General features: G+C 55.1%; 32 protein-coding genes. All 32 read right to left on the reverse strand.

Annotated elements, in window-relative coordinates; all coding sequences use genetic code 11:
* Positions 1 to 38: 38 nt before the first annotated feature.
* The 32 genes from rpoA to rpoC all read right to left on the reverse strand — a co-directional run bounded on the left by rpoA (position 39) and on the right by rpoC (position 22,194).
* On the reverse strand, positions 39 to 1,040 hold the full coding sequence (gene rpoA / locus CKW30_RS22480) for a DNA-directed RNA polymerase subunit alpha (protein ID WP_016772946.1): 1,002 nt from the start codon (positions 1,038 to 1,040) through the stop codon (positions 39 to 41).
* A 22-nt stretch (positions 1,041 to 1,062) separates the two neighbouring features.
* Complete coding sequence (gene rpsD / locus CKW30_RS22485; protein WP_003176404.1) at positions 1,063 to 1,683, reverse strand: 30S ribosomal protein S4; 621 nt, start codon at positions 1,681 to 1,683, stop codon at positions 1,063 to 1,065.
* Positions 1,684 to 1,701: 18 nt separating this feature from the next.
* Complete coding sequence (rpsK, locus tag CKW30_RS22490; protein WP_002555466.1) at positions 1,702 to 2,091, reverse strand: 30S ribosomal protein S11; 390 nt, start codon at positions 2,089 to 2,091, stop codon at positions 1,702 to 1,704.
* A 30-nt stretch (positions 2,092 to 2,121) separates the two neighbouring features.
* Positions 2,122 to 2,478, reverse strand: coding sequence for a 30S ribosomal protein S13 (rpsM, locus tag CKW30_RS22495; RefSeq protein WP_003186020.1), 357 nt, complete (start codon positions 2,476 to 2,478; stop codon positions 2,122 to 2,124).
* Positions 2,479 to 2,608: 130 nt separating this feature from the next.
* Complete coding sequence (gene rpmJ, locus CKW30_RS22500) at positions 2,609 to 2,725, reverse strand: 50S ribosomal protein L36 (protein ID WP_002555468.1); 117 nt, start codon at positions 2,723 to 2,725, stop codon at positions 2,609 to 2,611.
* A 27-nt stretch (positions 2,726 to 2,752) separates the two neighbouring features.
* Complete coding sequence (gene secY / locus CKW30_RS22505) at positions 2,753 to 4,081, reverse strand: preprotein translocase subunit SecY (RefSeq protein ID WP_016772945.1); 1,329 nt, start codon at positions 4,079 to 4,081, stop codon at positions 2,753 to 2,755.
* Positions 4,082 to 4,519, reverse strand: coding sequence for a 50S ribosomal protein L15 (gene rplO, locus CKW30_RS22510; protein WP_003228720.1), 438 nt, complete (start codon positions 4,517 to 4,519; stop codon positions 4,082 to 4,084).
* Between the two features lie 3 nt (positions 4,520 to 4,522).
* Positions 4,523 to 4,699 (reverse strand): 50S ribosomal protein L30, encoded by a 177-nt coding sequence (gene rpmD, locus CKW30_RS22515; protein ID WP_003176408.1) that lies wholly within the window; start codon positions 4,697 to 4,699, stop codon positions 4,523 to 4,525.
* A 2-nt stretch (positions 4,700 to 4,701) separates the two neighbouring features.
* Complete coding sequence (rpsE, locus tag CKW30_RS22520; RefSeq protein ID WP_007955637.1) at positions 4,702 to 5,202, reverse strand: 30S ribosomal protein S5; 501 nt, start codon at positions 5,200 to 5,202, stop codon at positions 4,702 to 4,704.
* Positions 5,203 to 5,205: 3 nt separating this feature from the next.
* Positions 5,206 to 5,556: a 50S ribosomal protein L18 gene (rplR, locus tag CKW30_RS22525; RefSeq protein WP_003186037.1), complete on the reverse strand. Its 351-nt coding sequence runs from the start codon at positions 5,554 to 5,556 to the stop codon at positions 5,206 to 5,208.
* A 10-nt stretch (positions 5,557 to 5,566) separates the two neighbouring features.
* Positions 5,567 to 6,100 carry a 50S ribosomal protein L6 gene (gene rplF / locus CKW30_RS22530; protein ID WP_003228722.1) on the reverse strand — a complete coding sequence of 178 codons (534 nt, stop codon included), beginning with the start codon at positions 6,098 to 6,100 and terminating at the stop codon, positions 5,567 to 5,569.
* A gap of 12 nt (positions 6,101 to 6,112) precedes the next feature.
* Positions 6,113 to 6,505, reverse strand: coding sequence for a 30S ribosomal protein S8 (gene rpsH, locus CKW30_RS22535; protein WP_016772944.1), 393 nt, complete (start codon positions 6,503 to 6,505; stop codon positions 6,113 to 6,115).
* A 208-nt stretch (positions 6,506 to 6,713) separates the two neighbouring features.
* The gene (gene rpsN, locus CKW30_RS22540) at positions 6,714 to 7,019 is read right to left on the reverse strand and encodes a 30S ribosomal protein S14 (protein ID WP_003186042.1); all 306 of its coding nucleotides are present in this window, start codon (positions 7,017 to 7,019) and stop codon (positions 6,714 to 6,716) included.
* A 13-nt stretch (positions 7,020 to 7,032) separates the two neighbouring features.
* The gene (rplE, locus tag CKW30_RS22545) at positions 7,033 to 7,572 is read right to left on the reverse strand and encodes a 50S ribosomal protein L5 (protein WP_003210069.1); all 540 of its coding nucleotides are present in this window, start codon (positions 7,570 to 7,572) and stop codon (positions 7,033 to 7,035) included.
* A 20-nt stretch (positions 7,573 to 7,592) separates the two neighbouring features.
* Complete coding sequence (gene rplX, locus CKW30_RS22550) at positions 7,593 to 7,907, reverse strand: 50S ribosomal protein L24 (RefSeq protein WP_003186046.1); 315 nt, start codon at positions 7,905 to 7,907, stop codon at positions 7,593 to 7,595.
* Positions 7,908 to 7,918: 11 nt separating this feature from the next.
* Positions 7,919 to 8,287: a 50S ribosomal protein L14 gene (rplN, locus tag CKW30_RS22555; protein WP_002555479.1), complete on the reverse strand. Its 369-nt coding sequence runs from the start codon at positions 8,285 to 8,287 to the stop codon at positions 7,919 to 7,921.
* Between the two features lie 23 nt (positions 8,288 to 8,310).
* Positions 8,311 to 8,577, reverse strand: a complete 267-nt coding sequence (gene rpsQ, locus CKW30_RS22560) for a 30S ribosomal protein S17 (protein WP_003194644.1) — start codon at positions 8,575 to 8,577, stop codon at positions 8,311 to 8,313.
* Between the two features lie 2 nt (positions 8,578 to 8,579).
* The gene (rpmC, locus tag CKW30_RS22565; protein WP_002555481.1) at positions 8,580 to 8,771 is read right to left on the reverse strand and encodes a 50S ribosomal protein L29; all 192 of its coding nucleotides are present in this window, start codon (positions 8,769 to 8,771) and stop codon (positions 8,580 to 8,582) included.
* A complete protein-coding gene (gene rplP, locus CKW30_RS22570) occupies positions 8,771 to 9,184 on the reverse strand; it encodes a 50S ribosomal protein L16 (RefSeq protein ID WP_003228729.1) in 414 nt (137 codons plus the stop codon). The genes rpmC and rplP overlap by 1 nt, the downstream gene beginning before the upstream one ends.
* A gap of 12 nt (positions 9,185 to 9,196) precedes the next feature.
* Positions 9,197 to 9,883 carry a 30S ribosomal protein S3 gene (gene rpsC, locus CKW30_RS22575; RefSeq protein ID WP_003176422.1) on the reverse strand — a complete coding sequence of 229 codons (687 nt, stop codon included), beginning with the start codon at positions 9,881 to 9,883 and terminating at the stop codon, positions 9,197 to 9,199.
* 13 nt (positions 9,884 to 9,896) lie between these two features.
* Entirely contained in the window at positions 9,897 to 10,229 is a 333-nt protein-coding gene (rplV, locus tag CKW30_RS22580) for a 50S ribosomal protein L22 (RefSeq protein WP_003103908.1), read from the reverse strand.
* 11 nt (positions 10,230 to 10,240) lie between these two features.
* Entirely contained in the window at positions 10,241 to 10,516 is a 276-nt protein-coding gene (rpsS, locus tag CKW30_RS22585) for a 30S ribosomal protein S19 (RefSeq protein ID WP_011336172.1), read from the reverse strand.
* 16 nt (positions 10,517 to 10,532) lie between these two features.
* On the reverse strand, positions 10,533 to 11,357 hold the full coding sequence (rplB, locus tag CKW30_RS22590) for a 50S ribosomal protein L2 (protein WP_016772943.1): 825 nt from the start codon (positions 11,355 to 11,357) through the stop codon (positions 10,533 to 10,535).
* 14 nt (positions 11,358 to 11,371) lie between these two features.
* Positions 11,372 to 11,671, reverse strand: a complete 300-nt coding sequence (rplW, locus tag CKW30_RS22595; RefSeq protein ID WP_002555488.1) for a 50S ribosomal protein L23 — start codon at positions 11,669 to 11,671, stop codon at positions 11,372 to 11,374.
* The gene (rplD, locus tag CKW30_RS22600) at positions 11,668 to 12,270 is read right to left on the reverse strand and encodes a 50S ribosomal protein L4 (protein ID WP_003228735.1); all 603 of its coding nucleotides are present in this window, start codon (positions 12,268 to 12,270) and stop codon (positions 11,668 to 11,670) included. Before rplD ends, rplW begins: the two co-directional genes overlap by 4 nt.
* A gap of 12 nt (positions 12,271 to 12,282) precedes the next feature.
* Positions 12,283 to 12,918 (reverse strand): 50S ribosomal protein L3, encoded by a 636-nt coding sequence (rplC, locus tag CKW30_RS22605; protein WP_003228738.1) that lies wholly within the window; start codon positions 12,916 to 12,918, stop codon positions 12,283 to 12,285.
* 80 nt (positions 12,919 to 12,998) lie between these two features.
* The gene (gene rpsJ, locus CKW30_RS22610) at positions 12,999 to 13,310 is read right to left on the reverse strand and encodes a 30S ribosomal protein S10 (protein WP_003186070.1); all 312 of its coding nucleotides are present in this window, start codon (positions 13,308 to 13,310) and stop codon (positions 12,999 to 13,001) included.
* 154 nt (positions 13,311 to 13,464) lie between these two features.
* Positions 13,465 to 14,658 carry an elongation factor Tu gene (gene tuf, locus CKW30_RS22615; RefSeq protein WP_064361246.1) on the reverse strand — a complete coding sequence of 398 codons (1,194 nt, stop codon included), beginning with the start codon at positions 14,656 to 14,658 and terminating at the stop codon, positions 13,465 to 13,467.
* Between the two features lie 31 nt (positions 14,659 to 14,689).
* Positions 14,690 to 16,795 carry an elongation factor G gene (gene fusA / locus CKW30_RS22620; RefSeq protein ID WP_016772942.1) on the reverse strand — a complete coding sequence of 702 codons (2,106 nt, stop codon included), beginning with the start codon at positions 16,793 to 16,795 and terminating at the stop codon, positions 14,690 to 14,692.
* 30 nt (positions 16,796 to 16,825) lie between these two features.
* Positions 16,826 to 17,299, reverse strand: a complete 474-nt coding sequence (gene rpsG, locus CKW30_RS22625) for a 30S ribosomal protein S7 (protein WP_016772941.1) — start codon at positions 17,297 to 17,299, stop codon at positions 16,826 to 16,828.
* Positions 17,300 to 17,406: 107 nt separating this feature from the next.
* Positions 17,407 to 17,778 (reverse strand): 30S ribosomal protein S12, encoded by a 372-nt coding sequence (rpsL, locus tag CKW30_RS22630; RefSeq protein WP_003186084.1) that lies wholly within the window; start codon positions 17,776 to 17,778, stop codon positions 17,407 to 17,409.
* A 216-nt stretch (positions 17,779 to 17,994) separates the two neighbouring features.
* Positions 17,995 to 22,194: a DNA-directed RNA polymerase subunit beta' gene (gene rpoC, locus CKW30_RS22635; protein WP_016772940.1), complete on the reverse strand. Its 4,200-nt coding sequence runs from the start codon at positions 22,192 to 22,194 to the stop codon at positions 17,995 to 17,997.
* Positions 22,195 to 22,257: the final 63 nt, after the last annotated feature.

Raw genomic sequence — 22,257 nt, forward strand, 5'->3', positions numbered from 1 at the left:
CATTCCTTACCAAACACTACGTTCGGTGATTACGACGATCAGGCAGTCGCCTTGTCGTCCTTCTTAAGACTTGCAGGCGGCCAGTTGTCGAGGCGCATGCCGAGGGACAGACCGCGGGAGGCCAGAACGTCCTTGATTTCAGTCAAGGATTTCTTGCCCAGGTTCGGAGTCTTCAACAGCTCTACTTCGGTACGCTGAATCAGGTCGCCGATGTAGTAGATGTTTTCCGCCTTAAGGCAGTTAGCCGAACGTACAGTCAGTTCCAGATCGTCAACCGGGCGAAGCAGGATCGGATCGATCTCGTCTTCCTGCTCGACAACCAGCGGCTCACTTTCACCTTTGAGGTCGACGAACGCAGCCAGCTGCTGTTGCAGGATGGTTGCAGCGCGACGGATAGCCTCTTCAGGATCCAGGGTACCGTTGGTTTCCAGATCAATAACCAGCTTGTCCAGGTTGGTACGCTGTTCGACACGGGCGTTTTCCACCACGTAAGCGATACGGCGAACCGGGCTGAACGAAGAGTCGAGCTGCAAGCGACCGATGCTGCGGCTTTCGTCTTCATCGCTCTGACGCGAGTCGGCTGGTTCATAACCACGACCACGAGCTACGGTGAGCTTCATGTTCAGGGCGCCGTTAGACGCCAGGTTAGCGATTACGTGATCGGGATTAACGATCTCGACATCATGATCCAGCTGAATATCGGCAGCGGTAACCACCCCCGAACCCTTCTTCGACAAGGTCAGCGTAACTTCGTCACGACCGTGCAGCTTGATGGCCAGACCTTTAAGGTTCAACAGGATTTCAATTACGTCTTCCTGTACACCTTCGATGGCGCTGTACTCGTGGAGCACACCGTCAATCTCGGCCTCGACTACTGCGCAGCCGGGCATTGAGGACAACAGGATGCGGCGCAGCGCGTTGCCCAGGGTGTGGCCAAAACCACGCTCGAGAGGCTCGAGAGTGATCTTGGCGCGGGTTGGACTGACAACCTGCACATCAATGTGGCGGGGTGTCAGGAACTCATTTACCGAAATCTGCATGGATGCACCTATTTTCTAGCCCTTACTTGGAGTAGAGCTCGACAATCAGGCTTTCGTTGATGTCGGCGGACAGATCACTGCGAGCAGGAACGTTCTTGAAAACGCCCGACTTCTTCTCAGTGTCTACTTCTACCCATTCTACGCGGCCACGTTGGGCACACAGATCGAGAGCTTGGACAATGCGAAGCTGGTTTTTTGCTTTCTCGCGAACTGCAACCACGTCACCAGCACGAACCTGATACGACGGAACGTTTACGGTCTGACCGTTAACGCTGATCGACTTGTGCGATACCAGTTGACGGGATTCGGCACGAGTCGAACCAAAGCCCATACGGTATACAACGTTGTCCAGACGGCATTCGAGCAGTTGCAGCAGGTTTTCACCGGTTGCACCTTTCTTGCCAGCAGCTTCTTTGTAGTAGCCGCTGAACTGACGCTCGAGAACGCCGTAGATACGACGGACCTTCTGCTTTTCACGCAGTTGGGTGCCGTAGTCGGACTGGCGACCGCGGCGCTGGCCGTGGATACCAGGTGCTGCTTCAATGTTGCACTTCGATTCGATCGCGCGCACGCCGCTCTTCAGGAAGAGATCGGTGCCTTCGCGACGAGCGAGTTTGCATTTTGGACCAATGTAACGAGCCATTCTTTACAATCTCCTGGATTACACGCGGCGCTTCTTCGGCGGACGGCACCCGTTGTGCGGGATTGGCGTCACGTCGGTGATGCTGGCGATCTTGTAGCCACAGCCGTTCAAAGCGCGGACTGCGGATTCACGACCTGGACCTGGACCCTTGACGTTGACGTCGAGGTTTTTCAGGCCGTATTCCAGCGCAGCTTGACCAGCACGTTCAGCAGCTACTTGAGCAGCGAACGGGGTGGACTTGCGGGAACCGCGGAAACCCGAACCACCGGAGGTAGCCCAGGAAAGAGCGTTACCTTGACGGTCGGTAATGGTCACGATGGTGTTGTTAAAAGATGCATGGATGTGGGCGATCCCATCAACCACTGTCTTTTTAACTTTTTTACGAGGACGAGCAGCAGGTTTTGCCATGATTAAATTCCTGTCGATTCGCTGGGGCGATTACTTGCGGATCGGCTTACGCGGACCTTTACGGGTACGCGCGTTGGTCTTGGTACGCTGACCGCGTACTGGCAGACCACGACGATGACGCAGACCGCGATAGCAACCGAGGTCCATCAAGCGCTTGATTTTCATGTTGATTTCGCGACGCAGGTCACCTTCAGTGGTGAACTTCGCCACTTCGCCACGCAGCTGTTCAATTTGCTCGTCGCTCAGATCTTTGATCTTTGCTGCTGGGTTTACCCCAGTCACTGCACAGATCTTCTGCGCAGTAGTGCGACCAACACCATAGATGTAGGTCAGCGAGATAACAGTATGCTTGTTATCTGGAATGTTAACGCCTGCAATACGGGCCATTCAGTGGGACTCCAATTGACAGCTACCTACGCCCCGGAAGCCAAGAAATAGGGCGCGAGATAATATCGCTGTAATAACAAATAATCAACCCGGTAGCGCACTAGCTACCGGGCTTGAAGCACAATCACACTCAGCCTTGGCGCTGTTTGTGACGCGGTTCCGCGCTGCAAATTACTCGAACAACACCTTCGCGGCGAATAATCTTGCAGTTACGGCACAGCTTTTTCACCGATGCACGAACTTTCATCACCAACTCCTCGAACCTTATGGGTACTCAGCGCAACATGCCGCTGCCGTAACCCTTCAGGTTGGCTTTCTTCATCAGGGATTCGTACTGGTGCGAAACGAGGTGCGATTGTACTTGGGACATGAAGTCCATCACAACCACGACCACGATCAGCAACGAGGTCCCGCCAAGGTAGAACGGAACGTTTGCTGCAACCACCAGGAATTGGGGCAACAGGCACACGGCCGTCATGTAAAGAGCACCGAACAGGGTCAAGCGGGTCAGAACGCCATCAATATAGCGCGCAGACTGCTCACCTGGACGAATGCCCGGAATAAAGGCACCGGACTTCTTCAGGTTTTCCGCTACGTCTTTCGGATTGAACATCAACGCCGTATAGAAGAAGCAGAAGAAAATAATCCCTGCACTAAACAGCAGAATATTCAACGGCTGACCAGGAGCGATCGACTGCGAGATGTCCTGCAACCAGCCCATACCTTCAGACTGACCGAACCAGGCACCCAACGAAGCCGGGAACAGCAAAATGCTGCTCGCGAAAATAGCCGGAATAACACCGGCCATGTTCACCTTCAGCGGCAAGTGGCTTGTCTGCGCAGCAAAAACCTTGCGGCCCTGCTGACGCTTGGCGTAATGAACAGCGATACGACGCTGACCACGCTCAATGAACACCACGAAACCGATAATCGCTACTGCCAGCAAACCGATGGCAACCAGGGCGAAGATGTTGATATCACCCTGACGCGCAGACTCGAAAGACTGCCCGATTGCTCTCGGAAGACCGGCGACGATACCCGAAAAAATCAACATCGAGATACCGTTGCCAACACCACGCTCAGTAATCTGCTCACCCAGCCACATCATGAACATCGCACCAGCCACAAATGTGGTTACCGCGACGAAATGGAAGCCAAAGTCACCAGTGAACGCGACGCCCTGCCCCGCCAGACCAATGGACATGCCAATAGCCTGGACCAGAGCGAGAGCGACGGTGAGGTAGCGGGTGTACTGGCTAATCTTGCGACGGCCAGCTTCACCTTCCTTCTTCAACTGCTCCAGCTGCGGGCTGACGGCGGTCATCAGTTGCATGATGATCGATGCCGAAATGTACGGCATGATCCCCAGTGCAAAGATGCTCATCCGTTCCAGCGCGCCGCCGGAGAACATGTTGAACAAGCTAAGAATGGTCCCCTCATTCTGTCGAAACAGGTCTGCGAGTCGGTCCGGGTTGATACCTGGAACCGGGATGTGTGCGCCTATTCGGTAGACGATAATCGCCAGGAACAGAAAACGCAGACGAGCCCAGAGTTCAGACATACCGCCTTTGCCGAGCGCAGAGAGAGCACCTTGCTTAGCCATTTATTCCTCGAACTTGCCGCCAGCTGCTTCGATAGCCGCACGCGCACCTTTGGTGGCGCCGATTCCCTTGCCGATAGTGACAGCGCGAGTCACTTCACCGGACAGCATGATTTTCACACGCTGTACGTTGACGTTGATCACGTTGGCATCTTTCAGGGACTGCACAGTAACGATGTCGCCTTCCACTTTAGCCAGCTCGGACAAACGCACTTCTGCGCGATCCATGGCTTTCAGGGAAACGAAACCGAACTTAGGCAGACGACGATGCAGCGGCTGTTGACCGCCTTCAAAGCCTGGAGCGATGGTGCCACCGGAGCGGGAGGTCTGACCTTTGTGGCCACGGCCACCAGTCTTGCCCAAACCACTACCGATACCACGGCCCGGACGATGCTTTTCGCGACGGGAACCCGGCGCTGGACTCAGATCATTGAGTTTCATCGATTAACCCTCGACACGCAGCATGTAGTAAGCCTTGTTGATCATCCCGCGATTCTCGGGAGTATCCTGGACTTCTACAGTGTGACCGATGCGACGCAGACCCAGACCCTTAACGCACAGTTTGTGGTTAGGGATGCGGCCGGTCATGCTTTTGATCAGCGTAACTTTAACGGTAGCCATGATTACTTGATCTCCTCAACACGCAGGCCACGCTTGGCAGCGATGGACTCAGGAGACTGCATAGCCTTCAGACCCTTGAAAGTGGCGTGAACCACGTTTACCGGGTTAGTCGAGCCGTAGCACTTGGCCAGAACGTTCTGAACGCCAGCAACTTCGAGGACAGCACGCATAGCGCCGCCAGCGATGATACCGGTACCTTCAGAAGCAGGCTGCATGTACACCTTCGAAGCGCCGTGAGCGGACTTCATTGCGTACTGCAGAGTGGTGCCGTTCAGGTCAACTTGAATCATGTTACGGCGAGCAGCTTCCATTGCCTTCTGGATCGCAGCAGGCACTTCACGCGACTTGCCACGGCCGAAGCCAACACGCCCTTTACCATCACCAACCACGGTCAACGCGGTGAAAGTGAAGATACGGCCGCCTTTAACGGTTTTGGCTACGCGGTTAACTTGAACCAGCTTCTCGATGTAGCCTTCGTCGCGCTTTTGGTCGTTATTTGACATAACTTAGAACTCCAGCCCAGCTTCACGAGCAGCATCAGCCAGCGCTTTAACGCGGCCATGGTACTTGAAGCCAGAGCGGTCGAAAGCCACTTGCGATACGCCAGCGGCCTTAGCACGCGTAGCGACCAGCTGGCCAACCTTTGTGGCCGCGTCGATGTTGCCAGTGGCACCATCACGCAGTTCTTTATCCAAAGTCGAGGCACTTGCCAGGACTTTGTTGCCGTCGGCCGAGATGACCTGGGCGTAGATGTGCTGCGACGAGCGGAACACGCAGAGACGCACGACTTCGAGTTCGTGCATTTTCAGGCGTGCTTTGCGAGCGCGACGCAGTCGAGTAACTTTTTTGTCGGTCATTTGCTATGCCCTACTTCTTCTTGGCTTCTTTACGACGGACGACTTCGTCCGCGTAGCGCACACCTTTGCCTTTGTACGGCTCTGGTGGACGGAAGTCGCGGATCTCGGCGGCCACTTGACCTACCAGCTGCTTGTCGATGCCCTTGATCAGGATATCGGTCTGGCTAGGAGTCTCAGCGGTGATGCCTTCCGGCAGTTCGTAATCCACTGGGTGCGAGAAGCCAAGAGCCAGGTTCAGAACCTGACCTTTTGCTTGCGCTTTGTAACCAACACCAACCAGCTGGAGCTTGCGCTCAAAGCCTTGGCTTACGCCCTGGACCATGTTGTTTACCAACGCACGCGTGGTACCGGCCATTGCGCGAGTTTGTTGATCGCCATTGCGAGCAGCGAAACGCAGCTCACCAGCTTCTTCAACGATCTCAACGGACGAATGGATGTTCAGTTCAAGAGTGCCCTTGGCACCCTTCACCGAAAGCTGTTGGCCTGCGAATTTGACTTCGACACCGGCTGGCAGCTTAACGGGGTTCTTAGCGACGCGAGACATGCTTATCCCCCCTTAGAACACAGTGCAAAGAACTTCGCCGCCGACACCGGCAGCGCGCGCAGCACGATCAGTCATCACACCTTTGTTGGTGGAGACGATAGACACGCCAAGACCGCCACGAACTTTCGGCAGATCTTCAACGGACTTGTACTGACGCAGGCCTGGACGACTAACGCGCTTCACTTCTTCGATAACCGGACGGCCTTCGAAGTACTTCAGCGAGATGGACAGCGACGGCTTGGCGTCGGTGGTGATCTGAAAATCCGCGATGTAACCTTCGTCCTTCAGGACTTTTGCTACAGCAGCCTTCAACGTGGAAGACGGCATGCTTACGACAGACTTTTCAGCCATCTGGGCATTACGGATTCGAGTTAGCATGTCCGCTAACGGGTCCTGCATACTCATGGGCTAGACGCTCCTAATACAAAAAAATTAGCCTTGCGGCTACTACTTGTCGCCGAGAACTTCCGGGCAGAAAAACACGGGCTCAGGCGAGCCGGTCATTCTAGACACACCCCAGAAATGAATCAAGCCCCAAAAGGGGCTTGATTCAGATTCAAGGCCACCGATGGTCAGGTTCTTGCGAACCCGAACATCGAGACTTTGACAACAATTACCAGCTGGCTTTAACCAGACCTGGCACGTCACCACGCATTGCAGCTTGACGCAGCATGTTACGGCCGAGGCCGAACTTGCGGTACACGCCGTGCGGACGACCAGTCAGGCGGCAACGGTTACGCATGCGCGAAGCGCTTGCGTCACGTGGTTGCTTCTGCAGAGCTACGGTAGCTTCCCAACGCGCTTCTGGACTTGCGTTCAAATCGACGATGATAGCTTTCAGCGCTGCACGCTTGGTGGCGTACTTGGCAACGGTGAGCTGACGCTTCAGCTCACGGTTCTTCATGCTCTTCTTGGCCATTTTCCTACTCCAATCAGTTGCGGAACGGGAATTTGAAAGCACGCAGCAGAGCGCGGCCTTCATCATCGTTCTTGGCAGTGGTGGTCAGGGTAATGTCCAGACCGCGGAGAGCATCGATCTTGTCGTAGTCGATTTCTGGGAAGATGATCTGCTCTTTCACGCCCATGCTGTAGTTGCCGCGACCATCGAAGGACTTGGCATTCAGGCCGCGGAAGTCGCGAACCCGAGGCAGGGAGATCGACAGCAGACGATCCAGGAACTCGTACATACGCTCACGGCGCAGGGTCACTTTGACGCCGATCGGCCATCCTTCGCGGACTTTAAAGCCAGCGATGGATTTACGAGCGTAGGTCACAACGACTTTCTGGCCGGTGATCTTTTCCAGGTCAGCAACAGCGTGCTCGATGACTTTTTTGTCGCCGATCGCTTCGCCCAGACCCATGTTCAGGGTGATTTTGGTAACGCGCGGAACTTCCATCACGTTCGAAAGCTTAAGTTCTTCCTTAAGTTTCGGAGCGATTTCCTTCCGGTAAATCTCTTTTAGTCGTGCCATGGTCTTCTACCTAGCAGTGTTCAAGCATCAACCGCTTTTTGGGTCGACTTGAAGACACGAATTTTCTTACCGTCTTCTACTTTGAAACCAACGCGGTCAGCCTTGTTGGTTTCGCCGTTGAAGATGGCGACGTTGGAAGCGTGCAGTGGCGCTTCTTTCTCGACGATACCGCCCTGTACGCCCGACATCGGGTTAGGCTTGGTATGACGCTTGACCAGGTTCAGACCACCAACAACCAGACGGTTGTCAGCAAGAACCTTCAGCACCTTACCGCGCTTACCTTTGTCTTTGCCGGCGATCACGATGATCTCGTCGTCACGACGAATCTTTTGCATGTCGGATCTCCTTACAGCACTTCTGGGGCGAGCGAGACGATCTTCATGAACTTCTCAGTACGAAGTTCACGGGTCACTGGCCCAAAGATACGGGTGCCGATCGGCTCTTGCTTGTTGTTCAGAAGAACAGCAGCGTTGCCATCAAAGCGGATAATGGAGCCATCAGCACGACGTACGCCGTGACGAGTGCGGACTACAACAGCAGTCATCACTTGGCCTTTTTTCACTTTACCGCGAGGAATTGCTTCCTTCACGGTAACTTTGATGATGTCACCGATACCAGCGTAACGACGATGGGAGCCACCCAGCACCTTGATGCACATAACACGGCGAGCGCCGCTGTTATCGGCCACATCGAGCATGGATTGAGTCTGAATCATATAATTTCTCCGACCCCTAGCCCTTAGACTTCCACAGCGCGTTCGAGAACATCAACCAGCGCCCAAGACTTGGTCTTGGCCATCGGACGAGTTTCACGAATAGTGACTTTGTCGCCGATGTGGCACTGATTGGTTTCGTCGTGCGCGTGCAGCTTAGTCGAACGCTTAACGTATTTACCGTAGATCGGGTGCTTTACGCGACGCTCGATCAGAACGGTGATGGTTTTGTCCATCTTGTCGCTGACAACACGGCCAGTCAGCGTACGGACAGTTTTTTCGGCTTCAGCCATGATCACTTACCTGCCTGCTGGTTGAGCACAGTCTTCACGCGAGCGATGTCACGCTTAACTTGCGAGAGCAGATGAGACTGCCCCAACTGGCCAGTTGCTTTCTGCATGCGCAGATTGAACTGGTCGCGCAGCAAGCCGAGCAGTTGCTCGTTCAGCTGCTGTGCGGATTTTTCACGAAGTTCATTCGCTTTCATCACATCACCGTCCGTTTAACAAAGGAGGTGGCGAGCGGCAGCTTTGCAGCAGCCAGGGCGAAAGCCTCACGCGCCAGCTCTTCAGAAACACCCTCGATTTCATACAGGACTTTGCCTGGCTGAATCTGGGCAACCCAGTACTCCACGTTACCCTTACCTTTACCCATACGAACCTCGAGAGGCTTCTTGGAAATCGGCTTGTCCGGGAATACACGGATCCAGATCTTGCCGCCACGTTTTACGTGACGGGTCAGAGCACGACGCGCTGACTCGATCTGACGAGCGGTGAGACGACCACGAGCAACAGACTTCAGCGCGAACTCGCCGAAGCTGACTTTGCTACCGCGCAGTGCCAGACCACGGTTGTGGCCGGTCATCTGCTTGCGGAACTTCGTACGCTTTGGTTGCAACATTTGGCGTACCCCTTACTTAGCAGCTTTTTTACGAGGCGCTGGTGCTTGTGGTTTCAGTTCTTCTTGGCGACCACCAATAACTTCGCCTTTGAAGATCCAAACCTTTACACCGATCACACCGTAAGTGGTGTGAGCTTCGTAGTTGGCATAGTCGATGTCGGCACGCAGGGTGTGCAGTGGCACACGACCTTCGCGATACCATTCAGTACGTGCGATTTCAGCACCGCCGAGACGACCGCTCACTTGGATTTTGATGCCTTTGGCACCAATGCGCATGGCGTTCTGTACAGCGCGCTTCATAGCGCGACGGAACATTACACGACGCTCCAGCTGCTGAGCTACGCTCTGCGCAACCAGCATACCGTCGAGCTCCGGCTTGCGGATCTCTTCGATATTGATGTGCACAGGCACACCCATTTGCTTGGTCAGGTCCTGACGCAGTTTCTCAACATCTTCACCTTTCTTCCCGATAACGATACCTGGACGAGCGGTGTGGATGGTGATGCGTGCAGTTTGGGCCGGACGATGGATATCGATACGGCTTACGGACGCGCTTTTTAGTTTGTCTTGGAGATACTCACGCACTTTCAGATCTGCGAACAAATAGTCCGCATAAGTCCGACCGTCTGCGTACCAGACGGAGGTGTGCTCCTTGACGATTCCCAGGCGAATGCCAATGGGATGTACTTTCTGACCCATCTCTTCGACTCCGTTACTTGTCAGCAACCTTGACAGTGATATGGCAAGACCGCTTGACGATGCGATCAGCACGGCCTTTGGCACGTGGCATGATGCGCTTCAGCGAACGCCCTTCGTTGACGAAAACGGTGCTGACCTTGAGGTCATCAACGTCTGCGCCTTCGTTATGCTCGGCGTTGGCTACGGCCGACTCCAGCACTTTCTTCATGATCTCGGCGGCTTTCTTACTGCTGAAAGCCAACAGGTTGAGCGCTTCGCCCACCTTCTTCCCGCGGATCTGGTCGGCGACCAAGCGGGCTTTCTGGGCGGAGATTCGAGCGCCCGACAACTTAGCGGCTACTTCCATTTCCTTACCCCTTAACGCTTGGCTTTCTTGTCAGCCACGTGCCCGCGATAGTTGCGGGTACCGGCGAACTCGCCCAGTTTGTGGCCGACCATGTCTTCGTTAACGAGAACTGGGACGTGCTGACGACCGTTGTGTACTGCGATGGTCAGACCGACCATTTGTGGCAGGATCATCGAACGACGCGACCAGGTTTTAATTGGTTTGCGATCGTTCTTTTCCGCCGCCACTTCGATCTTCTTCAGTAGGTGAAGATCAATAAAAGGACCTTTTTTCAGAGAACGTGGCACTGTCGTATCCCTCTATTTACTTGCGACGACGGACGATCATTTTGTCGGTACGCTTATTACCACGAGTCTTCGCGCCCTTAGTCGGGAAGCCCCATGGCGATACCGGATGACGACCACCAGAGGTACGACCTTCACCACCACCATGTGGGTGGTCAACCGGGTTCATGGCAACACCACGAACGGTTGGGCGAACGCCACGCCAGCGTTTGGCACCAGCTTTACCCAGCGAACGCAGGCTGTGCTCGGAGTTCGAGACTTCACCCAGGGTCGCACGGCATTCAGCCAGGACTTTACGCATTTCACCGGAACGCAGACGCAGGGTCACGTAGACACCTTCACGAGCGATCAGCTGAGCCGAAGCACCAGCGGAACGAGCGATCTGTGCACCTTTACCTGGCTTCAATTCGATGCCGTGTACGGTAGAACCGACTGGAATGTTGCGCAGTTGCAGAGCGTTGCCTGGCTTGATTGGAGCCAGAGCGCCTGCGATCAGCTGGTCGCCAGCACTCACGCCTTTAGGGGCGATGATGTAGCGACGCTCGCCGTCTGCGTAGCACAGCAGTGCGATGTGAGCAGTACGGTTTGGATCGTATTCGATACGCTCGACAGTGGCGACGATGCCATCTTTGTCGTTGCGACGGAAATCGACCATACGGTAATGCTGCTTATGACCACCACCGATGTGACGAGTGGTAATACGGCCATTGTTGTTACGACCACCAGACTTCGATTTTTTCTCGAGCAGCGGTGCGTGAGGAGCGCCTTTATGCAGCTCCTGGTTGACCACCTTGACCACAAAACGGCGGCCAGGGGAAGTCGGTTTGCATTTAACGATTGCCATGATGCACCCCTTCCTTACTCAGCACTGCTGCTGAAATCGAGATCTTGGCCTGGCTGAAGGGAGATAACTGCCTTCTTCCAGTCATTACGCTTGCCCAGACCGCGAGCAGTGCGCTTGCTCTTACCCAGAACGTTCAGGGTAGTGACGCGCTCTACTTTCACGCTGAACAGGCTTTCGACGGCCTTCTTGATTTCCAGCTTGGTTGCATCGGTAGCAACCTTGAAAACGAACTGGCCTTTCTTGTCTGCCAGAACCGTAGCCTTCTCGGAAACGTGCGGGCCAAGCAGAACTTTAAATACGCGTTCCTGGTTCATCCCAGCAGCTCCTCGAATTTCTTCACGGCCGACACGGTGATCAACACCTTGTCGTATGCGATCAGACTAACTGGATCGGAACCTTGCACGTCACGTACATCTACGTGCGGCAGGTTGCGAGCAGCCAGGTACAGGTTCTGATCAACAGCGTCCGACACGATCAGAACGTCGGTCAGGCTCATGTTGTTCAGTTTGCCCAGCAGATCTTTGGTTTTCGGAGTTTCAACAGCGAAATCCTGAACCACGACCAGACGATCAGTACGCACCAGCTCAGCAAGGATGGAACGCATTGCTGCGCGATACATCTTCTTGTTCAGCTTCTGGGAGTGATCCTGTGGACGAGCTGCGAAAGTGGTACCGCCGCCACGCCAGATTGGGCTACGGATAGTACCGGCACGAGCACGGCCAGTACCTTTCTGACGCCATGGGCGCTTGCCGCCACCACGAACGTCGGAACGGGTCTTCTGCTGCTTGCTACCTTGACGGCCGCCGGCCATGTAGGCCACGACTGCTTGGTGAACCAGCGTCTCGTTGAATTCGCCGCCAAATGTCAGTTCGGAAACTTCGATCGCTTGAGCGTCATTTACATTTAATTGCATGTCAGCTTCCCCTTAACCGCGAGCCTTGGCTGCTGGACGTACAACCAGGTTGCCGCCAGTAGCGCCAGGAACAGCACCCTTGACCAACAACAGATTGCGTTCAGCGTCCACGCGCACTACTTCCAGGGACTGCACGGTCACGCGCTCAGCGCCCATATGACCGGACATTTTTTTGCCCTTGAATACACGACCAGGAGTCTGGCACTGGCCGATAGAGCCTGGGACGCGGTGGGATACGGAGTTACCGTGGGTGTTATCTTGCCCGCGGAAATTCCAACGCTTGATCGTACCCTGGAAGCCTTTACCCTTGGACTGACCGGTTACATCAACCAGTTGACCAGCGGCGAAGATTTCAGCGTTGATCAGATCGCCAGCCTGGTACTCGCCTTCTTCAAGGCGGAATTCCATGGTGGTGCGACCAGCGGCAACGTTCGCTTTAGCGAAGTGGCCAGCCTGAGCTGCTGTTACACGCGAAGCGCGACGCTCGCCGACAGTGACTTGCACTGCACGATAGCCATCGGTCTCTTCAGTTTTGAACTGGGTGACGCGATTCGGCTCGATCTCAATGACCGTGACCGGAATGGAGACACCTTCTTCGGTGAAAATACGGGTCATACCGCATTTACGACCGACTACACCAATAGTCATGTTGTAAACCTCATGAGTGTACGGGGCTTTCACCCGCTATGGCCGCCCATTTCAGAGCGTTACACGACCAAGACCGAGTCTTAGCCGAGGCTGATCTGCACTTCCACACCGGCCGCAAGATCAAGCTTCATCAGCGCGTCAACGGTTTTATCCGTTGGCTGGACGATGTCCAGAACACGCTTATGAGTGCGGATCTCGTACTGGTCACGCGCGTCTTTGTTGACGTGCGGGGAAACCAGAACGGTGAACCGCTCTTTACGGGTAGGCAGTGGAATTGGACCACGCACTTGAGCACCAGTACGTTTCGCGGTTTCCACGATTTCCTGGGTTGATTGGTCGATCAGGCGATGGTCAAAAGCCTTCAACCTGATACGGATTTGCTGATTTTGCATTGGATTTCAGACTCCGGCTGCTATTCCCACCGGGCGCAATACGCCCGTTAAAAGGAGGCGCAATTCTATAGACGCCCCCGATAGGTGTCAACCCAATAAAAAAGCCCCCGCTGAGCGGGGGCTTTTTCAATCCATCAAGCTGACTTTGAAAGTCTTACTCGATGATTTTGGCTACGACGCCAGCGCCGACGGTACGACCGCCTTCACGGATAGCGAAACGCAGACCATCTTCCATCGCGATGGTTTTGATCAGGGTAACAGTCATCTGAATGTTGTCACCTGGCATTACCATTTCAACGCCTTCTGGCAGCTCGCAGTTACCAGTCACGTCAGTAGTACGGAAGTAGAACTGTGGACGGTAGCCTTTGAAGAACGGAGTGTGACGACCGCCTTCTTCCTTGCTCAGAACGTAAACTTCTGCGGTGAACTTGGTGTGCGGCTTGACCGAACCTGGCTTGACCAGAACCTGGCCACGCTCAACGTCGTCACGCTTGGTACCACGCAGCAGAACGCCGCAGTTCTCGCCAGCACGACCTTCGTCGAGCAGCTTGCGGAACATTTCAACACCGGTGCAAGTAGTAACGGTGGTATCACGCAGACCAACGATTTCCAGCGGGTCCTGAACGCGAACGATACCGCGCTCGATACGACCAGTCACAACAGTACCGCGACCCGAGATCGAGAATACGTCTTCGATTGGCATCAGGAATGGCTTGTCGATCATACGAACTGGTTCTGGGATGTAGGCATCCAGAGTTTCGACCAGTTTCTTGACGGCAGTGGTGCCCATCTCGTTGTCGTCTTTGCCTTCCAGCGCCATACGAGCCGAACCGATGATGATCGGAGTGTCGTCGCCCGGGAAGTCGTAAGTCGACAGCAGGTCACGAACTTCCATCTCAACCAGTTCCAGCAGCTCAGCGTCGTCTACCAGGTCAGCCTTGTTCAGGAAGACCACGATGTACGGAACGCCAACCTGACGGGACAGCAGGATGTGCTCACGGGTTTGCGGCATCGGACCATCAGCGGCCGAGCAAACCAGGATAGCGCCGTCCATCTGAGCAGCACCGGTGATCATGTTCTTCACGTAGTCAGCGTGACCTGGGCAGTCAACGTGAGCGTAGTGACGGATCTTCGAGTTGTACTCAACGTGCGCGGTGTTGATGGTGATACCGCGAGCTTTTTCTTCTGGTGCGCTGTCGATCTTGTCGAAGTCAACGATTGCAGAACCGAAAACTTCAGAGCAAACGCGAGTCAGAGCAGCAGTCAGAGTGGTTTTACCGTGGTCAACGTGACCGATGGTGCCAACGTTGACGTGCGGTAGGGAACGATCAAATTTTTCTTTAGCCACGACAATTAACTCCTAGCCTAAAGGGGCTGAATCAGCCTTGTTTTTTGGTTACGGATTCGACGATGTGCGACGGAGCCGTATCATATTTTTTGAATTCCATAGAGTAGCTTGCGCGACCCTGGGACATGGAACGAACGTCGGTCGCATAACCGAACATCTCACCCAGTGGAACCTCGGCACGGATAACCTTGCCGGACACTGTGTCTTCCATACCCTGGATCATGCCGCGACGACGGTTAAGGTCGCCCATCACATCACCCATATAGTCTTCAGGCGTAACAACCTCTACCGCCATGATCGGCTCGAGCAACTCACCACCACCCTTCTGGGCCAGTTGCTTGGTCGCCATGGAAGCAGCCACTTTAAACGCCATCTCGTTGGAGTCGACGTCGTGGTAAGAACCATCGAACACGGTAGCCTTCAGGCCGATCAGCGGATAGCCGGCAACAACGCCGTTCTTCATCTGCTCTTCGATACCCTTCTGGATAGCCGGGATGTATTCCTTAGGAACCACACCACCTACAACTTCGTTCACGAATTGCAGACCTTCCTGACCTTCGTCAGCAGGAGCAAAACGGATCCAGCAGTGACCGAACTGGCCGCGACCACCGGACTGACGAACGAACTTGCCTTCGATTTCACAGTTCTTCGTGATGCGCTCACGATACGAAACCTGAGGCTTGCCGATGTTGGCTTCGACGTTGAACTCACGGCGCATCCGGTCAACCAGGATGTCCAGGTGCAGCTCGCCCATGCCGGAGATGATCGTCTGACCAGTCTCTTCATCAGTTTTAACGCGGAAAGACGGGTCTTCCTGAGCAAGTTTGCCCAGAGCGATACCCATTTTTTCCTGGTCATCCTTGGTCTTAGGCTCTACAGCAACCGAAATAACCGGCTCCGGGAAGTCCATGCGAACCAAGATGATTGGCTTGTCAGCGTTGCAGAGGGTTTCACCAGTGGTGACGTCCTTCATGCCGATCAGGGCCGCGATGTCACCAGCGCGTACTTCCTTGATCTCTTCACGGGCGTTTGCGTGCATTTGCACCATACGACCCACGCGCTCTTTCTTGCCTTTGACCGAGTTGATCACGCCGTCGCCGGAGTTCAACACGCCCGAGTAAACGCGGACGAAGGTCAGAGTACCCACGAATGGGTCGGTAGCGATCTTGAACGCCAGAGCCGCGAAAGGCTCGTTGTCGTCTGCATGACGCTCCATCTCTTCTTCCTCGTTATCAGGGTTGGAACCCTTGATAGCAGGAATGTCGGTCGGAGCAGGCAGGTAGTCGATAACGGCGTCGAGAACCAGGGGAACGCCCTTGTTCTTGAACGAAGAACCGCAAACGGCCAGAACGATTTCGCCGGCGATAGTACGCTGACGCAAAGCAGCCTTGATCTCTTCGATCGACAGCTCTTCGCCTTCCAGGTACTTGTTCATCAGCTCTTCGTTGGCTTCGGCGGCAGCTTCAACCATGTTGTTGCGCCACTCTTCCGCCAGCTCTTGCAGCTCGGCAGGAATGTCCTTGCGAACAGGAACCATACCTTTGTCGGAGTCGTTCCAGTAGACAGCTTGCATGTTGATCAGATCGATCTGACCCTGGAAGTTGTCTTCGGAACCGATGGCCAACTGGATCGGCACCGGAGTGTGACCCAGACGCTGCTTGATCTGACCGATCACGCGCAGGAAGTTGGCGCCGGCACGGTCCATCTTGTTTACGTAAACAAGACGTGGAACGCCGTATTTGTTGGCTTGACGCCATACGGTTTCCGACTGCGGCTCAACACCCGAAGTACCGCAGAACACAACGACAGCGCCGTCGAGTACGCGCAGGGAACGCTCAACTTCAATGGTGAAATCAACGTGGCCCGGGGTATCGATTACGTTGAAACGGTGCTCGTGAGAGTACTGCTTCTCGGAACCTTTCCAGAAGGCGGTAATGGCAGCAGAAGTAATGGTAATACCACGCTCCTGCTCCTGAACCATCCAGTCTGTGGTCGCGGCGCCATCATGCACCTCGCCCATTTTGTGACTTTTGCCGGTGTAAAACAGTACGCGCTCGGTGGTGGTGGTTTTACCAGCATCCACGTGAGCGACGATACCGATGTTACGGTAGCGGCTAATCGGAGTAGTACGAGCCATAAAGCCCTCGCAAAATTAGTGAAGCTAAAATTAGAAGCGGTAGTGCGAGAAAGCTTTGTTAGCTTCGGCCATACGGTGCACGTCTTCACGCTTCTTAACAGCAGCACCTTTACCTTCAGCAGCATCCAGCAGTTCGCCAGCCAAACGCAGAGCCATAGACTTCTCGCCGCGCTTACGGGCGAAGTCTACCAACCAGCGCATTGCCAGAGCGTTACGACGGGAAGGACGAACCTCGACCGGAACCTGGTAAGTAGCACCACCAACGCGGCGCGACTTCACTTCGACCAGCGGAGCGATGGCGTCGAGTGCTTTTTCGAAGAGTTCCAGGGGATCGGTGCCAGCCTTACGGGCCGCAACGGTTTCCAGGGCACCATAAACGATACGCTCGGCAACGGCTTTCTTGCCGCTTTCCATAACGTGGTTCATGAATTTGGCGAGGATCTGGCTTCCGTATTTCGGATCGTCCAGAATCTCACGCTTTGCTGCTACGCGACGTCTTGGCATGATAAGCCCTCAAGCGGTCTTCAGGTTAGCTCGGGACAGATCCAGAGGATGCGTGCCCGACCTTACTCTTATCGACTCAATAAAATAAAAATCTGCAAAACGGCCGATTACTTCGGACGCTTGGTACCGTACTTCGAACGACCCTGGTTACGGCCTTTAACGCCGGAAGTATCCAAGGAGCCGCGAACGGTGTGGTAACGAACACCTGGCAAGTCTTTTACACGACCGCCGCGGATCAGTACCACGCTGTGCTCTTGCAGGTTGTGGCCTTCACCACCGATGTACGAGGAAACCTCGAAACCGTTGGTCAGACGCACACGGCATACTTTACGCAGTGCCGAGTTAGGTTTTTTCGGCGTGGTGGTGTACACACGGGTGCACACGCCACGACGTTGCGGGCAGTTCTGCAGCGCAGGCACGTCGGATTTCTCGACGATACGCTTACGCGGCTGACGTACCAGCTGGTTGATAGTTGCCATCTACTAGCTCCACTGTTGTCTTGCGACGCTATTGTCTTGCAAGAAAAGCAAAATGGCAGGAACGAATTCCCGCCAAATTTAGGGGATCAAGAGTCTAAAGAGGATCTTGATTCCAGTCAAGGCAAGGCCCCGACCTCCCCGCCCATCGAACCTTGACTTAATGTCTCGATTCGACGAACGGAGCGATCAGGGCCTCACTCTCGTTTATCGCAGAACTCAGTTACCGCTCGAGTTCAGCGCTTCGGTCAGTGCAGCTTCCACTTCACTGGCGCTTACGCGCAACGGCTTGTCGGCATCACGGCGACGCTTGCGCTCGCTGTGATAGGCAAGACCGGTACCGGCCGGGATCAGACGACCCACGACTACGTTTTCTTTCAGGCCGCGCAGGTAATCGCGCTTGCCGGTGACTGCCGCTTCGGTCAGTACGCGGGTGGTTTCCTGGAAGGAAGCCGCCGAGATGAACGATTCGGTGGACAACGACGCCTTGGTGATACCCAGCAGAACGCGAGTGAACTTGGAGACAAACTTGTCTTCCGCGCTCAGACGCTCGTTCTCGACCAGAACGTGAGTCAGTTCCATCTGGTCGCCCTTGATGAAGCTGGAATCGCCGGACTCGGAGATCTCAACTTTACGCAGCATCTGACGCAGGATGGTCTCGATGTGCTTGTCGTTGATCTTCACGCCTTGCAGACGATAAACGTCCTGGATCTCGTTGACGATGTACTTGGCCAGCGCGCTTACACCCAGCAGACGCAGGATGTCGTGCGGATCGCTTGGACCGTCGGAGATAACTTCGCCGCGGTTTACCTGTTCGCCTTCGAAGACGTTCAGGTGACGCCACTTCGGAATCAGCTCTTCGTACGGATCGCTACCGTCGTTCGGGGTAATGACCAGACGGCGCTTGCCCTTGGTCTCTTTACCGAACGCGATGGTGCCGCTGACTTCAGCCAGAATCGACGCTTCTTTCGGACGACGCGCTTCAAACAGGTCGGCAACACGCGGCAGACCACCGGTGATGTCGCGGGTCTTCGAAGTTTCCTGCGGGATACGAGCGATAACATCACCGATCGCAATCTTCGCACCGTCAGCCACACCGACCAGGGCGTTGGCTGGCAGGAAGTACTGAGCGATAACGTCAGTGCCTGGTAGCAACAGATCCTTGCCGTTGTCGTCGACCATCTTCACTGCAGGACGAATTTCTTTGCCCGCTGCAGGACGATCTTTCGCGTCGAGTACTTCAATGTTGGTCATACCGGTCAATTCGTCAGTCTGACGCTTGATCGTGATGCCTTCTTCCATGCCCACGTAGGTCACGGTACCTTTCATTTCGGTAACGATCGGGTGAGTGTGCGGATCCCACTTGGCCACGATTGCGCCAGCGTCGACCTTGTCACCTTCTTTAACCGAAATCACAGCACCGTACGGCAGCTTGTAACGCTCGCGCTCACGACCGAAATCGTCAGCGATTGCCAGCTCACCGGAACGGGACACAGCAACCAGGTGACCATCCACTCGCTCAACGTGCTTCAGGTTGTGCAGACGGACGGTACCGCCATTCTTCACCTGAACGCTGTCGGCCGCGGAAGTACGGCTTGCCGCACCACCGATGTGGAACGTACGCATGGTCAGCTGGGTACCCGGCTCACCGATGGACTGGGCAGCGATAACGCCGACCGCTTCACCGATGTTCACCTGGTGACCACGAGCCAGATCACGGCCGTAGCACTTGGCGCAAATGCCATAGCGGGTTTCGCAGCTGATCGGCGAACGCACGATCACTTCGTCGATGCTGTTCAGCTCGATGAATTCGACCCACTTCTCGTCTACCAGAGTACCGGCAGGAACGATGACGTCCTCGGTGCCTGGCTTGAATACGTCACGGGCAATGACACGACCCAATACGCGCTCACCCAACGGCTCTACAACGTCACCGCCTTCAATGTGCGGAGTCATCAGCAGACCGTGTTCGGTACCGCAATCGATCTCGGTTACAACCAGATCCTGCGCCACGTCTACCAGACGACGAGTCAGGTAACCGGAGTTCGCAGTTTTCAACGCGGTATCCGCCAGACCTTTACGAGCACCGTGAGTCGAGATGAAGTACTGAAGTACGCTCAAACCTTCACGGAAGTTCGCAGTAATCGGCGTTTCAATGATGGAACCGTCCGGCTTGGCCATCAGACCACGCATACCGGCCAGCTGACGAATCTGTGCTGCGGAACCCCGCGCACCCGAGTCGGCCATCATGTACATCGAGTTGAAAGACTCTTGGTCGACTTCGTCGCCGTGACGGTCGATGACTTTCTCTTTCGAGAGGTTGGCCATCATCGCCTTGGAAACTTCGTCGTTCGCTTTCGACCAGAGGTCGATCACTTTGTTGTACTTCTCGCCCTGGGTTACCAGGCCGGAGGCGTACTGGCTCTCGATCTCTTTCACTTCGTCGGTGGCTGCACCGATGATGCGGGCTTTTTCATCCGGGATAACGAAGTCGTTAACACCGATCGAAACGCCGGAGATGGTCGAGTAAGCGAAACCGGTGTACATCAACTGGTCAGCGAAGATCACGGTCTCTTTCAGACCAACCACACGGTAGCACTGGTTGATCAGCTTGGAGATCGCCTTTTTCTTCATCGGCAGGTTGACGACGTCGAACGACAGACCTTTCGGCACAACCTGGAACAGCAGCGCACGGCCGACAGTGGTGTCGACGATACGGGTACCGCTCACGCTGTTGCCGTCACGGTCGTTGACGGTTTCGTTGATACGAACCTTGACCTTGGCGTGCAGTGCAGCTTCGCCGGCACGGAACACACGGTCGACTTCCTGCAGATCCGCGAACACACGACCTTCGCCCTTGGCGTTGATCGCTTCACGAGTCATGTAGTACAGACCCAATACAACGTCCTGCGACGGAACGATGATTGGCTCACCGTTGGCTGGCGACAGAATGTTGTTGGTCGACATCATCAACGCACGCGCTTCGAGCTGGGCTTCCAGTGTCAGCGGTACGTGCACGGCCATTTGGTCGCCGTCGAAGTCGGCGTTGTACGCGGCGCAGACCAGCGGGTGCAGCTGGATAGCCTTACCTTCGATCAGTACCGGTTCAAACGCCTGGATACCCAGACGGTGAAGGGTCGGTGCACGGTTGAGAAGAACCGGGTGTTCGCGAATCACTTCAGCGAGAACGTCCCAAACCTCTGGCAGTTCGCGCTCGACCATTTTCTTGGCCGCTTTGATGGTGGTCGCCAGACCACGCATTTCCAGCTTGCCAAAAATGAACGGCTTGAACAGCTCGAGAGCCATCTTCTTCGGCAGACCGCACTGGTGCAGACGCAGGGTCGGGCCTACGGTAATTACCGAACGACCGGAGTAGTCAACACGCTTACCGAGCAAGTTCTGACGGAAACGACCCTGCTTACCCTTGATCATGTCAGCCAGGGATTTCAGAGGACGCTTGTTGGAACCGGTGATAGCGCGACCACGACGACCGTTGTCGAGCAATGCATCGACCGCTTCCTGCAACATGCGCTTTTCGTTGCGCACGATGATGTCCGGAGCGGACAGATCCAGCAGGCGCTTCAAACGGTTGTTACGGTTGATCACTCGACGATACAGATCGTTGAGGTCGGAGGTCGCGAAACGACCGCCATCCAGCGGGACCAGTGGACGCAGATCTGGCGGCAGAACCGGCAGAACGGTCAGCACCATCCACTCTGGCAGGTTGCCGGAACCCTGGAAGGCTTCCATCAATTTCAGACGCTTGGACAGCTTCTTGATCTTGGTTTCCGAGTTGGTTTGCGGAATCTCTTCGCGCAGACGGCCAATCTCGTGCTCCAGGTCGATAGCGTGCAGCAGTTCACGGACAGCTTCGGCACCCATGCGGGCGTCGAAATCGTCTCCGAACTCTTCAAGCGCTTCGAAGTACTGTTCGTCGTTCAGCAGCTGACCTTTTTCAAGGGTGGTCATGCCTGGATCGATAACGACATAGCTCTCGAAGTAGAGAACGCGCTCGATATCACGCAGGGTCATGTCCATCAGCAGGCCGATACGGGACGGCAGCGACTTCAGGAACCAGATGTGGGCAACCGGCGAAGCCAGCTCGATGTGCGCCATGCGCTCACGACGAACCTTGGCCAGTGCAACTTCAACGCCGCACTTCTCGCAGATCACACCACGGTGCTTCAAGCGCTTGTACTTACCGCACAGGCACTCGTAATCCTTTACCGGGCCAAAGATCTTGGCGCAGAACAGGCCGTCACGCTCAGGTTTGAACGTACGGTAGTTGATGGTTTCCGGCTTTTTAACTTCACCGAACGACCACGAACGGATCATCTCCGGCGAGGCCAATCCGATACGGATGGCGTCGAACTCTTCGACTTGACCCTGGTTTTTCAGCAAATTCAGTAGGTCTTTCAAGGCCTTTCCTCCTGGCGGAGCAGAGAGCGGGCAATCCTGCCCCGCTCTCGATTCGCGTCACGT

Origin of the sequence: Pseudomonas sp. Irchel 3F6 (assembly GCF_900187595.1) — a bacterium.
GTDB lineage: Bacteria > Pseudomonadota > Gammaproteobacteria > Pseudomonadales > Pseudomonadaceae > Aquipseudomonas > Aquipseudomonas siliginis.

Excerpts from the sequence above, each read along its gene's own strand:
- rpsQ (WP_003194644.1), bottom strand. The coding sequence starts at position 8,577 with ATGGCTGAAGCCGAAAAAACTGTCCGTACGCTGACTGGCCGTGTTGTC.
- rplN (WP_002555479.1), bottom strand. The coding sequence starts at position 8,287 with ATGATTCAGACTCAATCCATGCTCGATGTGGCCGATAACAGCGGCGCT.
- rplP (WP_003228729.1), bottom strand. The coding sequence starts at position 9,184 with ATGTTGCAACCAAAGCGTACGAAGTTCCGCAAGCAGATGACCGGCCAC.
- rplW (WP_002555488.1), bottom strand. The coding sequence starts at position 11,671 with ATGAACCAGGAACGCGTATTTAAAGTTCTGCTTGGCCCGCACGTTTCC.
- rplR (WP_003186037.1), bottom strand. The coding sequence starts at position 5,556 with ATGACCGACAAAAAAGTTACTCGACTGCGTCGCGCTCGCAAAGCACGC.
- rpsG (WP_016772941.1), bottom strand. The coding sequence starts at position 17,299 with ATGCCAAGACGTCGCGTAGCAGCAAAGCGTGAGATTCTGGACGATCCG.
- rplX (WP_003186046.1), bottom strand. The coding sequence starts at position 7,907 with ATGCAAAAGATTCGTCGTGACGACGAGATCATCGTGATCGCCGGCAAA.
- fusA (WP_016772942.1), bottom strand. The coding sequence starts at position 16,795 with ATGGCTCGTACTACTCCGATTAGCCGCTACCGTAACATCGGTATCGTC.
- rpmC (WP_002555481.1), bottom strand. The coding sequence starts at position 8,771 with ATGAAAGCGAATGAACTTCGTGAAAAATCCGCACAGCAGCTGAACGAG.
- rpsK (WP_002555466.1), bottom strand. The coding sequence starts at position 2,091 with ATGGCAAAACCTGCTGCTCGTCCTCGTAAAAAAGTTAAAAAGACAGTG.
- rpsH (WP_016772944.1), bottom strand. The coding sequence starts at position 6,505 with ATGAGTATGCAGGACCCGTTAGCGGACATGCTAACTCGAATCCGTAAT.
- rplB (WP_016772943.1), bottom strand. The coding sequence starts at position 11,357 with ATGGCAATCGTTAAATGCAAACCGACTTCCCCTGGCCGCCGTTTTGTG.
- rpsL (WP_003186084.1), bottom strand. The coding sequence starts at position 17,778 with ATGGCAACTATCAACCAGCTGGTACGTCAGCCGCGTAAGCGTATCGTC.
- rplE (WP_003210069.1), bottom strand. The coding sequence starts at position 7,572 with ATGGCACGACTAAAAGAGATTTACCGGAAGGAAATCGCTCCGAAACTT.
- rpsC (WP_003176422.1), bottom strand. The coding sequence starts at position 9,883 with ATGGGTCAGAAAGTACATCCCATTGGCATTCGCCTGGGAATCGTCAAG.
- rpmJ (WP_002555468.1), bottom strand. The coding sequence starts at position 2,725 with ATGAAAGTTCGTGCATCGGTGAAAAAGCTGTGCCGTAACTGCAAGATT.
- rpsE (WP_007955637.1), bottom strand. The coding sequence starts at position 5,202 with ATGTCAAATAACGACCAAAAGCGCGACGAAGGCTACATCGAGAAGCTG.
- rpsN (WP_003186042.1), bottom strand. The coding sequence starts at position 7,019 with ATGGCCAAGAAGAGCATGAAGAACCGTGAGCTGAAGCGTCAGCTCACC.
- rpsM (WP_003186020.1), bottom strand. The coding sequence starts at position 2,478 with ATGGCCCGTATTGCAGGCGTTAACATTCCAGATAACAAGCATACTGTT.
- rpmD (WP_003176408.1), bottom strand. The coding sequence starts at position 4,699 with ATGGCTACCGTTAAAGTTACGCTGATCAAAAGCATGACCGGCCGCATC.
- rplC (WP_003228738.1), bottom strand. The coding sequence starts at position 12,918 with ATGACTATTGGTGTAGTCGGTCGTAAATGCGGTATGACCCGTATTTTC.
- rpsJ (WP_003186070.1), bottom strand. The coding sequence starts at position 13,310 with ATGCAAAATCAGCAAATCCGTATCAGGTTGAAGGCTTTTGACCATCGC.
- secY (WP_016772945.1), bottom strand. The coding sequence starts at position 4,081 with ATGGCTAAGCAAGGTGCTCTCTCTGCGCTCGGCAAAGGCGGTATGTCT.
- rplF (WP_003228722.1), bottom strand. The coding sequence starts at position 6,100 with ATGTCTCGCGTCGCTAAGAACCCCGTTAAGCTGCCAGCCGGTGTCGAA.
- rplV (WP_003103908.1), bottom strand. The coding sequence starts at position 10,229 with ATGGAAGTAGCCGCTAAGTTGTCGGGCGCTCGAATCTCCGCCCAGAAA.
- rpsD (WP_003176404.1), bottom strand. The coding sequence starts at position 1,683 with ATGGCTCGTTACATTGGTCCAAAATGCAAACTCGCTCGTCGCGAAGGC.
- rplO (WP_003228720.1), bottom strand. The coding sequence starts at position 4,519 with ATGAAACTCAATGATCTGAGTCCAGCGCCGGGTTCCCGTCGCGAAAAG.
- rpoA (WP_016772946.1), bottom strand. The coding sequence starts at position 1,040 with ATGCAGATTTCGGTAAATGAGTTCCTGACACCCCGCCACATTGATGTG.
- rplD (WP_003228735.1), bottom strand. The coding sequence starts at position 12,270 with ATGCAATTAAATGTAAATGACGCTCAAGCGATCGAAGTTTCCGAACTG.